We start from the raw sequence: 13,877 nt of genomic DNA on the forward strand, positions 1-13,877 counted from the left end.
TGGGAGTATCAACGCAACCCGTAGGGTCGTCTGAAATCCGTCACCCGGACGGCAGCCGTCATCAACTCAGTTGGAACAATCTCGGTCAATTGCTTGAAGAACGCCTGCCCGACGGCGGTCAGCGCAAGTACCGTTACGATGCACTAGGCAGGCAGATCACTCGCCAGGAAGAGTCAGGCGCGATCACTCATTACCAATGGGCTGCTGCCAATCGCCTTGCCCAAGTTACGCTGCCCGGCGGCGCCACTCGCGCATTCAGCTACAACGCCTACGGCAATGTCACTGCTGAACGTGACGAACTTGGCCGTATCACCCGCTATGAATATGCCGACAATCTTCACCTCGTCAGCCGCCGCATCAATCCCGACGGCAGCCAACTGCGCTATCGCTACGACAACTCGCGCCTGCTGCTCACTGAAAATGAAAACGAGCGTGGCGAGCACTACCACCTCGCAGCGCTGGATGTCAGCGAAATCGATAATCCGCTGCGTTTTCAGGGTCAGTATTTTGACGCCGAGACAGGCTTACATTACAACCGCCACCGCTACTACAATCCGGGAACTGGACGGTTCTTGACCCCCGATCCGATCAAGCTTGCGGGCGGATTGAATAGCTACCAGTACGTGCCTAACCCTACTGGGTGGGTAGATCCGTTGGGGCTGAACAGCACTAATTGCCCGAAAAAGATTGATACAAGCGAGTACCAAACGCGTAAAGATCTACGAACAGATATTTATGATGCGAAACGTCCAGAAGGTAGGCATGCGACAAAGCACACAACTGCACAATCGGCAGAACAAGCGAAATCGCTAAGTCTAGGCCAAGGCACCAGAGACGGAAAACCTGAGGCCTCCTATCTTCCCGATATCGCTAATAATGTCAGCGGATTTGAGAAACAAGCAGCGTACGCAGCAGTGCGCGATGGAAATGTGTTTGATCACGGCGGCTCAAGATATATGTTCTATAGATCAGAAACTCCAGTCGGCTACAACAATGGAGAACTGACAAACTGGGTCAGGATAGAGCTATCCAAAGCCGGCGAGCCTGTCATCCATAATTTTCCAGCCGCCCCTGAACAGGTAAAAAAATATATGGGCAATGTGAAATGAGACCAAAACTAGAGCACAAGCTTCACCCTATACGCGTTCCAAGCGGTTGGACGATAACAATCAACAACCTATTTGAAGTCGAGCTTACACCTGATACAAGTGAATGGTTCTCCAGCTCGGTTTTGATTGGTGGAGTCCGCCGAAGCACTGGGCACTGTTTTGATTCTAGAGTGGAGCCGGAAGGTGATCCCGAAGGGTATTTTGTAATTGACTTTCTAACAATTGAATATGACCATAAAGGGAAACCGATAAAAAACTCAGAAATTTTCCTTGGAGAATTCAGAACCAAGAGCAAACTTGAATTTATCGAGAAAATCGAATCCTTTATGTTGGAAGTGTAAAAAACTTAGAAAAATGGAGGCAGATTTATTTTTTAAGCACTGAAATAAGTCTGTCCCCATTTGTCGTCCCAGTAAACAATGCCGATGGCAGCGAAGAAGTCTACACCCACGATGACAAGGCTCGACTCGTCGCTAAGGTCGATCCGGATGGATCCCTCCTGAGGGTGTTCCGACGCGTTACAACTACTTCAACGGTCAACTTATTGATGTCCAGCGCGGCAAGGCCCGCTGGAAATACGAACGCAACCGCCAGGGCGATATTACCCAACAAACCGATCCTGACGGCAACGAGACCTTCTACAGCTATGACCGTCAGGGACGCTTGCTTGAGATCCGCCACCCCGACGGCAGTCGTCATCAACTGGGCTGGAACAACCTCGGCCAATTGCTGGAAGAACGCCTGCCGGATGGAGGTCAACGCAAGTATCGCTACGATGCGCTCGGCCGGCAAATCACTCGCCAGGATGAATTTGGAGCGATCACCCAATACCAATGGGATGCCGTCGACCGCCTCACTCAGGTCACCCTGCCCGGCGGCGCCACACGTGCGTTTACCTACAACCCGTATGGCCGCGTCACCGCCGAACGCGACGAGCTCGGGCGGATCACCCGCTACGAATACGCCGACAACCTGCACCTCGTCAGCCGCCGGATCAATCCCGACGGCAGCCAACTGCGCTATCGCTACGACAACTCGCAATTCAACCTCACCGAGATCGAAAACGAGCGCGGCGAACGTTATCAACTCGATTATTACCCGAACGGCCTGATCCAGCAGGAAACCGGCTTCGACGGCCGCCGCACCGCGTACGAGTACGACCTGAACGGCCAACTGCTGAAGAAAACCGAGTTCGGCGACGACGGTAGCGAACTGGTTACCGAATACCAGCGCGATGCCGCAGGCCGTTTGCTGGTCAAGACGCTGCCCGATGGCGAAGAGATTCATTACAGCTACGACGCACTCGGTCGCCTGGTAAACGTCGACGACGGCCATTGGCCGCTCGCTTATGAATACGATGTGCAAGATCGCTTGATCACCGAACATCAGGGCTGGGGTACCACGCGTTACGCTTACGACAAAGTCGGTCAGCTCAGCCACTGCCGTCTGCCGGATGGCTGCACGCTCGATTACCGTCATTTGTCCGGTGGACGCCTGAGCAGCATCGACCTGAACGGTTCACGCCTGACCAGCCACCAATTCAATGCAGGCCGCGAACAACAGCGCCAACAAGGCTTGCTGCTCAGCCAGTACCAATACGACGAACAGGGCCGACTTCAAGCACACAGCGTCAGCCAGCGGGACAAACACCTGTTCCAGCGTCGCTACAACTACGATGCCAACGGCAACCTCGCCGGTATTAACGACAGCCGCAAAGGCAACCGCAGCTATCACTACGATCCACTGGATCGCCTGATCAGCGTACGCGGCGCTATGCCGGAGAGCTTCGCCCATGACCCGGCAGGCAACCTCCTCGGCCAGAATGACCTGCCCGCAGCCAACCTCGCCAACGTCAAAGGTAATCGCCTGCTGATGCAAGGCGACCGCCACTACGACTACGACGCGTACGGAAATTTGATCCGCGAGCGTCGCGGCAACGGCCAAAAGCTCGTCACCGAATACCGCTACGACTGCCAGCATCGCCTGATCGGCGTGAGTCTGCCAGGCGGCAGCACTGCAACCTACAAATACGACGCCTTCGGTCGCCGCTTCGAAAAAACCGTCGACGGCCACACCACTGAATTCCTCTGGCAAGGCGAACGATTGATCGCCGAAAGCGCAGAAAGTCGTTATCGCAGCTACATCTACGAACCGGGCAGCTTCCGCCCATTGGCAATGCTCGACGGCGAAGGCCCACTAAAGGCTGCCCCGTTCTACTATCAACTCGACCACCTCGGCACTCCGCAAGAGCTCACCGACTACAGCGGCGAAATCATGTGGTCGGCGAAGTATCGCGCGTACGGCAACCTCGCAGCGCTGGATGTCAGCGAAATCGATAATCCGCTGCGTTTTCAAGGGCAGTATTTCGACACCGAGACAGGGTTACATTACAACCGCCACCGCTACTACAATCCGGGGACTGGACGGTTCTTGACGCCGGACCCGATCAAGCTTGCGGGTGGGTTGAATAGCTATCAGTACGTGACCAATCCTACGGGGTGGGTGGATCCTCTAGGATTGAATACATGTCCCGGAGCCGGAGATAAAGATTCATCAGGTAACCGAACTGACCAAGAAGAAAAAAAATCGAAAGTTGATGACGGCAGCCCCGAAGCGCCCTATACCGGACCGATTCCCAAGGCAATGCAGAACAAAATACTGTATGGCACACGGAGCCCCGGCCATAACAAACCAGTAGGCGGTCATTCGGCCCAGGTTATGAACTCTCCAAAATATCAGTACGATATTGTCAGCACTAACAAGGACGGAACTACCAGCGTTAAAAATTTTAAAATGATTTTAGAGCGTAAGGATGGAACCATCGGCTGGTCTGCAGCAAAGTCTCCAAATAGACATACATTTGCGCCGAAATCTTGGAGTGACGCGAAGATCTTGAGAGTTACTGATGAGGTAGCAGCAGAGCCAGGCAGAGTGTTACGGAACGATCCAGGCGCGGTAGTAACCGAACACACCAAAATCGTGGACGGAGTTCAATGGCAGGTTATTAAAGAAAACGATGTCATCACTTCTTCATACCCTACGGGAGCAACACCATGACGACTGGCAATGAAGAAAATCTATATAAAAAGCTCTGCTCATGGATAGGTGAATCTGAAGATTCACCATGGACTGAATACAGCACCGAGCTAGTTGCTAAAACGGTACTCATAGACTTCAGTGATAAGGACTGGGAAGTCCTAAAAAAAGCAATACTCAAAATGCCGGAATTTTGGCAACAAAGATGCGCCGTTTCACTTGGAGAAAATCGTACCACCCAAGCCATAGAAATTTTAAAGATTCTACTTTCAAAATCGGAATATAAAGACGTTAAAGTTATTTCTATTTACGAGCTCGACTGGGCCGAAGTAGCGATTGAAAAAAAATACGCTCACCATGTAAAACAGATAATAGATACCACACCAAAAAGTGAAATAGAACCAGAAATATATAGTTTACTTGCGAAAGCAGAATCATCAGAAATATAATAGCAAAGCCCACCAAATCTTGTACAAGCGAACTTTTACAATATTGCCGACAAACGCCCAACGCCACTTACCAAAAAGGCGCCAATAAAGAACCAACAATCAATTAAGACAGCCTCTAATCAATCGGCAATCAAAAGAGCAAAATGAATATCTACATTGACATTACAGAATCTTTTGGCGCAATCGATTACGACAATGCAGGCGGAATTATATCCTACATAAATATTCCTCCTACTGAAAACATACAGGATAAACTCCAAGTAGAAATTTTCAATTTTGTTCTCAACCTATTAGATGAGTCAATAACGTCTTCAATAGAAAGCCAAGACTTAAACTTTCTCGAAAACATGGACGAGGATGGCTTCCTAATAATCAAAAAAGCAACCGTTACATTTGAAAAAATAAAAGGCCACGAAAAACTGGTAAGATTCTTAGATCAAGAGGAAGACTACTTATTAAATGAAATTTACAGACCCAAACTGGAAAATAAAGACAAGATCTATGACATTGGCGGTAGATCATTCACATCACCTCAGCTACTAATCAATCTTGCGATTATCTCACCTCAAAAGGTGACTCTTGACTTCTCCGCTTCCGATCATGCCTACATAGCAACATACCATGAACTTCGAAACGTGGCAGAAACTCTAAATTTACAGGCGAAACGCACGCAATCGCCAATTGAAGGAATATTCGAAGTAAATTACAGCAACATGCATACCATAAGCGACTTTGATGCCGGCTATCGAGTTTTTAAAAAATAGGAAAGTGTCGACACAAGATCTACGATGCTTGCCCCTTCTCAATGCGGCTTTTTTACAAATGGAACGCCGCGAGTCACCTGGCACATCTAACCTGCTCAGCGTACCACGCGCGCGTATACCAACAATACTGACGATCGCGTCACTGCCGAATAGAACGAACTCGGCAGTACTACCCGCTACGAATACACCGACAACCTGGACGTGAACAGCAAAAATCACGACGAGCACAGCTACTGGCCTCGAATAAATAATAGACATCGGACGGCATCAATTATTTAGCAAAAAAGGCACTTTTAGAACTTCATTAATTGCAAATCAAGCTTGGAGAATTTCCAATATTCACCGACACCGCCAAAACCTGGAGCGACCTAGAAAAAATTTTAGATCACACACTACATAAAGTTAAACAAATCTGATGCAGCCTTTACAAATCTGGAGTATACGGGGAAAGCAGTGGACCTGACATTGGCTAATACATAGGGTGTGGCGGCGCTACTCTCTCAGCAAAAAAATTGTTTAAGCAACACCCTAAGCTAAAGCAGTCCGCGTTCGATGCCGATGCCGATGCCGATGCCGATGCCGATGCAATTAATTTGGGAAAAGCCTCAGACCTGTAGTACAAGGGAGTTTTCTTTCGGTTAAAAAATCTCGACAACCAAACCTATAACAGCGAAAGCAAAACCATGATATTTAAGTGCTCGGGCAACGCAGTCAATCCAAGTACCGTATCTTATAGAAGCTTGGGATTCGGAGAGGCGGTCACGATCAAGACTCAGCCCTACATACTGCAAATCAAACCCGGAGACTTTCCAAGAAAGTTTGAAATTATTGCAGATACGTTTATTTCGGAATGCAGGATTGACGATACCGTGCAAGGCTATGCGGACATCCCCGAGCTTGCAACAGTTGATTACCCGACTTTCAATGAACTTCTGAACATCCATCCAAACCTAGCAGCAAGTTTGATCGAAGATTATCTTTACTTCGAACTCTTCTATCATCTTTTTCAAAACCCAACCAACCTACAGCTGGTTATCAACAACATCAACAACGTATATACAGAAAAAGATTCAATAATAATCACGGGAGACACATATCCATTCAAATACTTCTAGCAGAAGGAAACTTGCTCGACGGCAGGCCCGCCGACTCATACCTCAACGGTCGACTGTTGAATAACACCGATCTGGCGACGAAGTCAGTGCGCTAATCACCGATTGCTAGTGATCTATTTGCCAGCTCTATTACGCGGCTAGTACCAAAAATATGCAGAGCCAGCCGCAAGAGCAATGTCCGCCATCGGGACAAAGGTCGATTCAACGCCGTTACGGAAACGACTGAAACGCAGGAAGTCTAGCTAACGTAAAAGGGTAACCGCCCGCTGATGCCGGGCGATCGCCACTACGATTACACGCTATCCGCCCCCACCAACCGCACCTGCCTCTCCAACTCCACCTTCAACCCCGGCTCCAGCTTCAACTGCCGCGCCAGTTCATCCAGATAGCTCTTCTCCATAAAATTCTCCTCATCCACCAGCATCACACTGGCGATGTACATCTCCGCCGCCATTTCCGGCGTGCTCGCCGCGCGGGCGACGTCGGTGGGGTCGAGGGGTTTGTTGAGTTCGGCGTGGAGCCAGTGTTGCAGTTCCTGATCGTTGTCGAGCTTTGTGAATTCGCCCTCGATCAGTTCGCGCTCGCGCTCGTCGATGTGGCCGTCGGCTTTGGCGGCGGCGACCAGGGCTTTGAGGATGGCCTGGCTGTGCTCCTCGACTTGCGCGGGTGGCAGGCGGTCGAGGGTTTGCGGTTCGCGTTGGGGTGCGCTGCCTTTTTGGGCGTTGTAGTTGCCGTACGCCTTGTAAGCCAGTACGCCCAGCGCAGCGAGGCCGCCGTAGATCGCGACTTTGCCGCCGACCTTGCGGACCTTTTTATTGCCGAGCAGCAGGCCCATCGCGCCTGCGGCCAATGCGCCGCCACCCGCGCCGGAGAGCAGACCGCCGAGGCCGCTGAAGCCAGACGAGCCACCGAGCAAGCCGCCAAGCCCGCTGGCAGCCGATTTGCTGGAAGCGCCGCCGGCCTTGTTCTGCAGCATTTCCTGCCCGGACTTGAGCAGTTGATCGAGCAATCCACGGGTGTTCATGTTCCGTCTCCAAACAAGGGTTATCCGGATCTAAGGCCCTCAGCCTAGTTCGAAAGTGCCCCAATCCACCCCGTGAGTGTGCTTCGAGATGTTGCTCGCCACTCACAAGGGCTCGTTCCGAGCGTTACCCAATGAAAAGGGGCAGGCCTTTCGACCTGCCCCCTTCTCCCCTCCTCCTTAAAACCGCGAAACACTCCGCATCGCATCCACCAGATAGCGCATGGCGATCCGGTCGCTTTCCGATAGCTCTCGATAACGTTCCACCAGTTTCAATTCCTCGGAATTGAGACGGCGTCTTCTGCGCCCGCCGCCCAAGCAAGGAAAGATGCCCAACATTTCGGTGATGCCCTGTATTTTTGCCATGGACGATGTCCTTCTCTATTGAGTCAAGAAACTGCTGAACCTCACATCGCCCTGCCTCTTCGAGCAGCGTCGTGTGCCCCGCCGGCACGAAGGCTTGTATCCGGTCTTGCCCATAGAATAGGAATTAAATCGGCGTTGAAAAGTGGTTTTTAGAGTAATTAATCGAAAAAAGCAGATATGCCCTCTAAATCAGAGAGCCCTGTCAGAAAAATTACAGACATGTCTTGTTTCATTGCCAGATGACGCAACGCAAACAAGCCTTTTTGCCCGACAATCGAACCGATTAAGCTAGCGGGCATCTGTTTATAGTCCGTTGCGTTTGGCCGAAGGCATGACCGAACCGTAATTTCCGATCCGATACGTGCCAGGAACGGCGCGGGATTGCACACGACAGGTTGTATTTATGCACCGCAGGAATTTGCTCAAAGCGTCCATGGCCATTGCGGCCTATACCGGTCTTTCCGCGTCGGGCCTGTTGGCTGCTCGCGCCTGGGCGGCCAATGGCGGCGCCGCCGATGGCGAGGCCCAGGCCTTCGATTTCGAGGCGTTGAAGCGCCAGGCCAAGCAGCTCGCCGGCAATGCCTATCAGGATACGAAACAGGTGTTGCCGCCAACCCTGGCGACCATGACTCCGCAGAATTTCAACGCGATCCGCTACGACGGCGAGCATTCCCTGTGGAAGGAAAACAAAGGTCAGCTGGACGTGCAGTTTTTCCACGTCGGCATGGGTTTCCGTCAGCCGGTGCGCATGTACAGCGTTGATCCGAAGACGCGCATGGCGCGCGAGGTGCATTTCCGCCCGGCGCTGTTCAATTACGAGAACACTTCGGTCGACACCCAGCAGCTCAAGGGCGATCTGGGTTTTGCCGGCTTCAAACTGTTCAAGGCACCGGAGCTGGATCGGCATGACGTGGTGTCGTTTCTCGGCGCCAGCTATTTCCGTGCGGTCGATGCTACTGGCCAATATGGCCTCTCCGCGCGCGGCCTGGCCATTGATACCTACGCGAAGAAGCGCGAAGAGTTTCCCGACTTCACCAAGTTCTGGTTCGAGACGCCTGACAAGAACGCCACGCGTTTTGTGGTCTACGCCCTGCTCGACTCGCCGAGCGCGACCGGCGCCTATCGCTTCGACATCGATTGCCAGGCCGAGCGCGTGGTCATGGAAATCGACGCGCACATCAACGCACGCACCACTATCGAACAGTTGGGCGTGGCGCCAATGACGAGCATGTTCAGCTGCGGCACCCACGAACGGCGCATGTGCGACACCATTCACCCGCAGATTCACGACTCCGACCGTCTGGCCATGTGGCGCGGCAATGGCGAGTGGATCTGCCGTCCGTTGAACAACCCGGCGACGCTGCAATTCAACGCATTTGCCGACAAGGACCCGAAAGGTTTTGGCCTGGTGCAGACCGACCACGAATTCGCCAACTATCAGGACACTGTCGACTGGTACAGCAAGCGCCCGAGCCTGTGGGTAGAACCGACAACCGCATGGGGCGAAGGCTCTATTGATCTGCTGGAAATTCCTACGACCGGCGAGACGCTGGATAACATCGTCGCCTTCTGGACGCCGAAGAAACCCGTGGCTGCCGGTGATTCGCTGAACTACGGGTACAAGCTGTACTGGAGCGCCCTGCCACCGGTCGGCACGCCACTGGCACGGGTGCACGCTACGCGTTCGGGCATGGGCGGCTTCACCGAGGGTTGGGCGCCGGGTGAGCACTACCCGCCAGTCTGGGCGCGGCGTTTTGCCGTCGACTTCACCGGTGGCGGCCTCGAGCGCCTGCCACAGGGCACCGGGATCGAGCCGGTGATTACCTGTTCCAACGGCAAGGTGCAGGACTTCAGCGTGCTGGTGCTGGATGACATCAAGGGTTATCGGATTCTGTTCGACTGGTACCCGACCAATGACAGTGTCGAGCCGGTGGAACTGCGCCTGTTCATTCGCACCAATGACCGCACGTTGAGCGAGACCTGGTTGTACCAGTATTTCCCGCCGGCGCCGGACAAGCGTAAATACCCTTGAGGTTTTGTAGCGCCTGCCAGTGCCTCATCGCTGGCAAGCCAGCTCCCACAGTGGTGAGTTGATCACAAGACCTGTAGTCGACTCGAACCTGTGGGAGCGGGCTTGCCCGCGATGACGGCAGCGCAGACAGCGAGGCCGGACCAGACAAACCAAAGCCCCGGCCATCACTGGCTCGGGGCTTTTGCTTTCCAGCCTTCAATCAATCACGCAAATCCGACTCATGAATGGGCTGATCCCGATGGGTCGCGCGCTGATACTGCGCCGGCCACACTGCTTTGCGCCCGCCCAGATCATCGTCGGCGTGCAGCGGCCAGTACGGATCGCGCAGCAACTCTCGGGCGAGGAAAATGATATCAGCCTGACAGGTGCGCAGAATGTGCTCGGCCTGGGCAGGCTCGGTAATCATGCCGACAGTGCCGGTGGCAATGCCTGACTCTTTGCGTACCCGCTCGGCAAAGCGCGTCTGATAACCGGGTCCGACCGGAATCTCCGCGTTTGCAGCTGTCCCTCCTGAAGACACGTCAATGAGATCGGCGCCCAGCGTGTGAAGGCGACGCGCCAGTTCCACGGTTTCGTCCGGATTCCAGCCGTCTTCGACCCAGTCGGTCGCCGACACGCGGACAAACACTGGCAATTCCTCCGGCCATACCGCCCTCACCGCTTCAGTTATTTGCAGCACCAGACGGATACGATTCTCGAACGAACCACCGTACTGATCGCGACGCTGGTTGCTCAGCGGCGAAAGAAACTGATGCAGCAGATAGCCGTGCGCGGCATGCACCTCGACCACGCTGAACCCCGCCGTCAGCGCGCGCTTGGCCGCGTCGACAAAGGCTTGAATCACTTCGGCGATCTGCCCTTCATCGAGCTGTTTTGGCTGGGTGTGCTGCGGATCGAAAGCAATCGGCGATGGCCCGACCGGGGTCCAGCCGCCATCCTCGGGTTTGACGCTGCCATGCTTGCCGATCCACGGCCGGTGGGTGCTGGCCTTGCGCCCGGCGTGGGCCAGTTGAATACCGGCGACCGCGCCCTGGGCGGTGATGAAGCGAGTGATGCGTTGCAGCGGTTCGATCTGTTCGTCGTTCCACAGGCCAAGGTCTTCGGCGGTGATACGCCCGTCGGCGGTAACCGCCGTGGCTTCGGTGAAAACCAGACCGGCACCGCCCACCGCGCGGCTGCCCAGGTGCACCAGGTGCCAGTCGTTGGCCAGGCCATCGACGCTGGAGTACTGGCACATCGGCGACACGGCGATGCGGTTGGGCAGGGTCAGTTGGCGCAGGGTAAAGGGTTCAAGCAGCAGACTCATGGGGCACCTCTCGAATCAGTGGGCAGGCTCCAGGGTTCTGTTTGAAAAGTCGACGAGTGACAGAAAAAGGGTGCAGCACCCGCCCCCGCGGGCAAAAATTCGACAAGACGTCACAAGGCCAATCAAGCAGTGCTTAGAGCCTAGTCGACAACGGGGGATCTTGGGGGGTTCCAGAAAAGATCGCAGCCTTCGGCAGCTCCAACAGAGGAATGCGATCCCCTGTGGGAGCTGCCGAAGGCTGCGATCTTTTGATCTTCAGCGCGGTTCGATGTGGGCGATCATCAACTGCACAGTCTCGTTGCCACGAAACTCGTTGACGTCGAGTTTGTAAGCCAGTTCAACCCATTGAATCGTCGGGTTCGGCCACACATCGCGATCAATGCCAAACGCGATGCCATCGAGCTTCACCGAACCGCATTCGCTTTTCAGCACTACTTTCAAATGCCGTTCGCCAACCACGCGCTGCTCGACCAACTGGAACACGCCATGAAACAGCGGCTCCGGAAAGTGCTGACCCCATGGCCCGGCGTGGCGCAAGGCGCGCGCCAGTTCGAGGTGGAACTCTTCGACGGCCAGCGTGCCGTCCGACAACATGCGCCCAGTGAGGTCTTCTTCACGAAGTTGCCTACGTACTTCAGCGTCGAATGCCTCGGCGAACAGCGGAAAATTCTCCTGCGGCAAGGTCAGACCAGCGGCCATCGCGTGGCCACCGTACTTGGCGATCAGGTTCGGATGCTGCGCCGCGACCACGCTCAGCGCATCGCGAATATGGAAGCCCTGCACCGAGCGACCGGAGCCCTTGAGCAGACCATCACCGGCATCGGCAAAAGCAATGGTCGGGCGGAAATAGCGCTCTTTCATCCGCGAAGCGAGAATGCCGATCACACCCTGGTGCCACTCCGGATCGAACAGGCACAGACCGAACGGCATCGACTCGACCGGCAGATCCTTGAGCTGCGCCAGCGCTTCTCGCTGCATGCCCTGCTCGATGGATTTGCGATCCTGGTTCATGCCGTCCAGTTGCGCAGCCATTTCCCGCGCCAGATTGGCGTCGGCGGTGAGCAGGCATTCGATGCCCAGGCTCATGTCGTCCAGACGCCCGGCGGCGTTCAGGCGAGGGCCGACAATAAAACCCAGGTCGGTGGAAGTGATCCGCGCAGCCTCTCGCTTGGCGACTTCGAGGATCGCCTTGATCCCCGGCCGCGCCCGGCCGGCACGAATCCGCTCCAGCCCTTGATGCACAAGAATGCGGTTGTTGGCATCCAGCGGCACCACGTCGGCGACGCTGCCCAGCGCCACGAGATCGAGCAGTTCGCCGATGTTCGGTTGCGGTTTGCTCTCGTACCAGCCAAGGCTGCGCAGGCGTGCGCGCAAGGCCATCAACACATAAAAAATCACCCCGACGCCGGCCAGCGCTTTGCTCGGAAACTCGCAGCCCGGCTGGTTCGGATTGACCAGCGCATCGGCCTTCGGCAGTTCATCGCCGGGCAAGTGGTGGTCGGTGATCAATACCTTCAGTCCGGCGCGCTTGGCCGCCGCGACGCCTTCGACACTGGAGATGCCGTTATCGACGGTGATCAATAGTTGCGGTTCACGGGTCAGCGCGACTTCGACGATTTCCGGTGTCAGGCCATAGCCGTATTCAAAACGGTTCGGCACCAGATAATCGACATGCGCCGCGCCCAGCAGGCGCAGGCCGAGGACACCGACGGTGCTGGCGGTGGCGCCGTCCGCATCGAAGTCGCCGACGATCAAAATGCGCTGGCGTTGCTCCAATGCCGTCACCAGCAGGTCGACCGCCGCATCAATGCCTTTGAGCTGCTGGAACGGGATCAAGCGCGCCAGACTTTTGTCCAGCTCCGCTTCCGATTGCACGCCCCGCGCCGCGTACAGGCGGGTCAGCAGTGGCGGCAGATCACCAAGGAAAGGCAGCGTGGCAGGCAGTTGACGAGGTTCGATACGCATGGGGCGAAGGAGGCTTCTCTTTGATTCGTGGGAAATATCAGCGATGTCGCGACCTCAGCCGCGCTCACCTTGCAGCCATTGCAACTGGACTTCGTGCTGACCGCGATCGTCGGTGACGAAGATCGTGCCTTCGCTGATCATCACGTCCCACTTGATGACACGCGGCATGTCCTTGGCCAAGGTCTCCAGCACTTCCTGCGGGACGGCGGCGATGTTGACGTTTTTCAGGTTCTTGATCGCCGGGATCACCTTGGTTTCCCACACACGCAGGCTGCCGTAGGCCAGCAGGCTGGTGCGTTCGGTGCGGCGCGAGCACCAGGTCAGGCGATCGGCATCCGGCTGGCCGACTTCGATCCAGTGCAGGACACGGTCGTCCAGGCTCTTTTCCCACAAGGCCGGTTCATCCACGTCTGACAGACCACGGCCGAACGACAGCTGCTCGTTGTACCAGAGCGCGTAGGCCAGCAGCCGCACAGTCATGCGTTCTTCGGTTTCCGAAGGATGACGGGCGATGGTCTGCTTGACGCTTTCGTAGACGCTGCGGTCGAGGTCGGTGAGGTTCAGTTCGAATTTGTAGGTAGTGGACGGCTGGGCCATGAACGGGCTTCTTGATACGAGGAAAGTCGGCAAGTCTAACCGATGCCACAGGCAATCAACGAATTGATGGCGATCCAGCTGCGGCGTCTGACAGCCGGCTATGTTAAAACCCTGTAT

The 13,877-nt window shown here is 55.1% G+C and carries 10 protein-coding genes and 2 pseudogenes; 7 read left to right on the forward strand and 5 right to left on the reverse strand.

What is annotated here, in order from left to right; translation table 11 throughout:
• Positions 1–32: 32 nt before the first annotated feature.
• From JWU58_RS27360 to JWU58_RS22350, 6 genes and pseudogenes are all read left to right on the forward strand, one after another.
• Positions 33–1,109, forward strand: a pseudogene (locus tag JWU58_RS27360) (RHS repeat-associated core domain-containing protein); the annotation flags it as partial.
• Positions 1,106–1,450: a hypothetical protein gene (locus tag JWU58_RS22330; protein ID WP_167351290.1), complete on the forward strand. Its 345-nt coding sequence runs from the start codon at positions 1,106–1,108 to the stop codon at positions 1,448–1,450. The pseudogene JWU58_RS27360 and the gene JWU58_RS22330, both read left to right, overlap by 4 nt.
• Positions 1,451–1,515: 65 nt before the next feature.
• Positions 1,516–4,166, forward strand: a pseudogene (locus JWU58_RS22335) (RHS repeat-associated core domain-containing protein); the annotation flags it as partial.
• Complete coding sequence (locus tag JWU58_RS22340) at positions 4,163–4,594, forward strand: HEAT repeat domain-containing protein (RefSeq protein ID WP_130899435.1); 432 nt, start codon at positions 4,163–4,165, stop codon at positions 4,592–4,594. The pseudogene JWU58_RS22335 and the gene JWU58_RS22340, both read left to right, overlap by 4 nt.
• Positions 4,595–4,737: 143 nt before the next feature.
• On the forward strand, positions 4,738–5,358 hold the full coding sequence (locus tag JWU58_RS22345) for a hypothetical protein (RefSeq protein ID WP_206421002.1): 621 nt from the start codon (positions 4,738–4,740) through the stop codon (positions 5,356–5,358).
• Positions 5,359–6,041: 683 nt separating this feature from the next.
• Entirely contained in the window at positions 6,042–6,473 is a 432-nt protein-coding gene (locus JWU58_RS22350; protein WP_130899437.1) for a hypothetical protein, read from the forward strand.
• Positions 6,474–6,765: 292 nt separating this feature from the next.
• Here the strand turns inward: JWU58_RS22350 and JWU58_RS22355 are convergent, their stop codons facing one another.
• A complete protein-coding gene (locus tag JWU58_RS22355; protein ID WP_206421003.1) occupies positions 6,766–7,497 on the reverse strand; it encodes a tellurite resistance TerB family protein in 732 nt (243 codons plus the stop codon).
• 177 nt (positions 7,498–7,674) lie between these two features.
• A complete protein-coding gene (locus JWU58_RS22360; RefSeq protein WP_016771524.1) occupies positions 7,675–7,860 on the reverse strand; it encodes a hypothetical protein in 186 nt (61 codons plus the stop codon).
• Positions 7,861–8,263: 403 nt separating this feature from the next.
• Between JWU58_RS22360 and JWU58_RS22365 the strand changes: the two genes are divergently transcribed.
• The gene (locus tag JWU58_RS22365) at positions 8,264–9,892 is read left to right on the forward strand and encodes a glucan biosynthesis protein D (protein WP_071174494.1); all 1,629 of its coding nucleotides are present in this window, start codon (positions 8,264–8,266) and stop codon (positions 9,890–9,892) included.
• Between the two features lie 199 nt (positions 9,893–10,091).
• Here JWU58_RS22365 and JWU58_RS22370 read toward each other — a convergent pair whose 3' ends face one another.
• From JWU58_RS22370 to JWU58_RS22380, 3 genes are all read right to left on the reverse strand, one after another.
• Positions 10,092–11,198 carry an NADH:flavin oxidoreductase/NADH oxidase gene (locus JWU58_RS22370; protein ID WP_206421004.1) on the reverse strand — a complete coding sequence of 369 codons (1,107 nt, stop codon included), beginning with the start codon at positions 11,196–11,198 and terminating at the stop codon, positions 10,092–10,094.
• A 255-nt stretch (positions 11,199–11,453) separates the two neighbouring features.
• Positions 11,454–13,163, reverse strand: coding sequence for a single-stranded-DNA-specific exonuclease RecJ (gene recJ, locus JWU58_RS22375; RefSeq protein WP_206421005.1), 1,710 nt, complete (start codon positions 13,161–13,163; stop codon positions 11,454–11,456).
• Positions 13,164–13,217: 54 nt separating this feature from the next.
• Positions 13,218–13,760, reverse strand: a complete 543-nt coding sequence (locus JWU58_RS22380; RefSeq protein WP_007908961.1) for a YaeQ family protein — start codon at positions 13,758–13,760, stop codon at positions 13,218–13,220.
• Positions 13,761–13,877: the final 117 nt, after the last annotated feature.

It is taken from the genome of Pseudomonas atacamensis (assembly GCF_017167965.1).
Taxonomy (GTDB): Bacteria; Pseudomonadota; Gammaproteobacteria; order Pseudomonadales; family Pseudomonadaceae; genus Aquipseudomonas; species Aquipseudomonas atacamensis.

Excerpts from the sequence above, each read along its gene's own strand:
- JWU58_RS22330 (WP_167351290.1), top strand. The coding sequence starts at position 1,106 with ATGAGACCAAAACTAGAGCACAAGCTTCACCCTATACGCGTTCCAAGC.
- JWU58_RS22340 (WP_130899435.1), top strand. The coding sequence starts at position 4,163 with ATGACGACTGGCAATGAAGAAAATCTATATAAAAAGCTCTGCTCATGG.
- JWU58_RS22345 (WP_206421002.1), top strand. The coding sequence starts at position 4,738 with ATGAATATCTACATTGACATTACAGAATCTTTTGGCGCAATCGATTAC.
- JWU58_RS22350 (WP_130899437.1), top strand. The coding sequence starts at position 6,042 with ATGATATTTAAGTGCTCGGGCAACGCAGTCAATCCAAGTACCGTATCT.
- JWU58_RS22355 (WP_206421003.1), bottom strand. The coding sequence starts at position 7,497 with ATGAACACCCGTGGATTGCTCGATCAACTGCTCAAGTCCGGGCAGGAA.
- JWU58_RS22360 (WP_016771524.1), bottom strand. The coding sequence starts at position 7,860 with ATGGCAAAAATACAGGGCATCACCGAAATGTTGGGCATCTTTCCTTGC.
- JWU58_RS22365 (WP_071174494.1), top strand. The coding sequence starts at position 8,264 with ATGCACCGCAGGAATTTGCTCAAAGCGTCCATGGCCATTGCGGCCTAT.
- JWU58_RS22370 (WP_206421004.1), bottom strand. The coding sequence starts at position 11,198 with ATGAGTCTGCTGCTTGAACCCTTTACCCTGCGCCAACTGACCCTGCCC.
- recJ (WP_206421005.1), bottom strand. The coding sequence starts at position 13,163 with ATGCGTATCGAACCTCGTCAACTGCCTGCCACGCTGCCTTTCCTTGGT.
- JWU58_RS22380 (WP_007908961.1), bottom strand. The coding sequence starts at position 13,760 with ATGGCCCAGCCGTCCACTACCTACAAATTCGAACTGAACCTCACCGAC.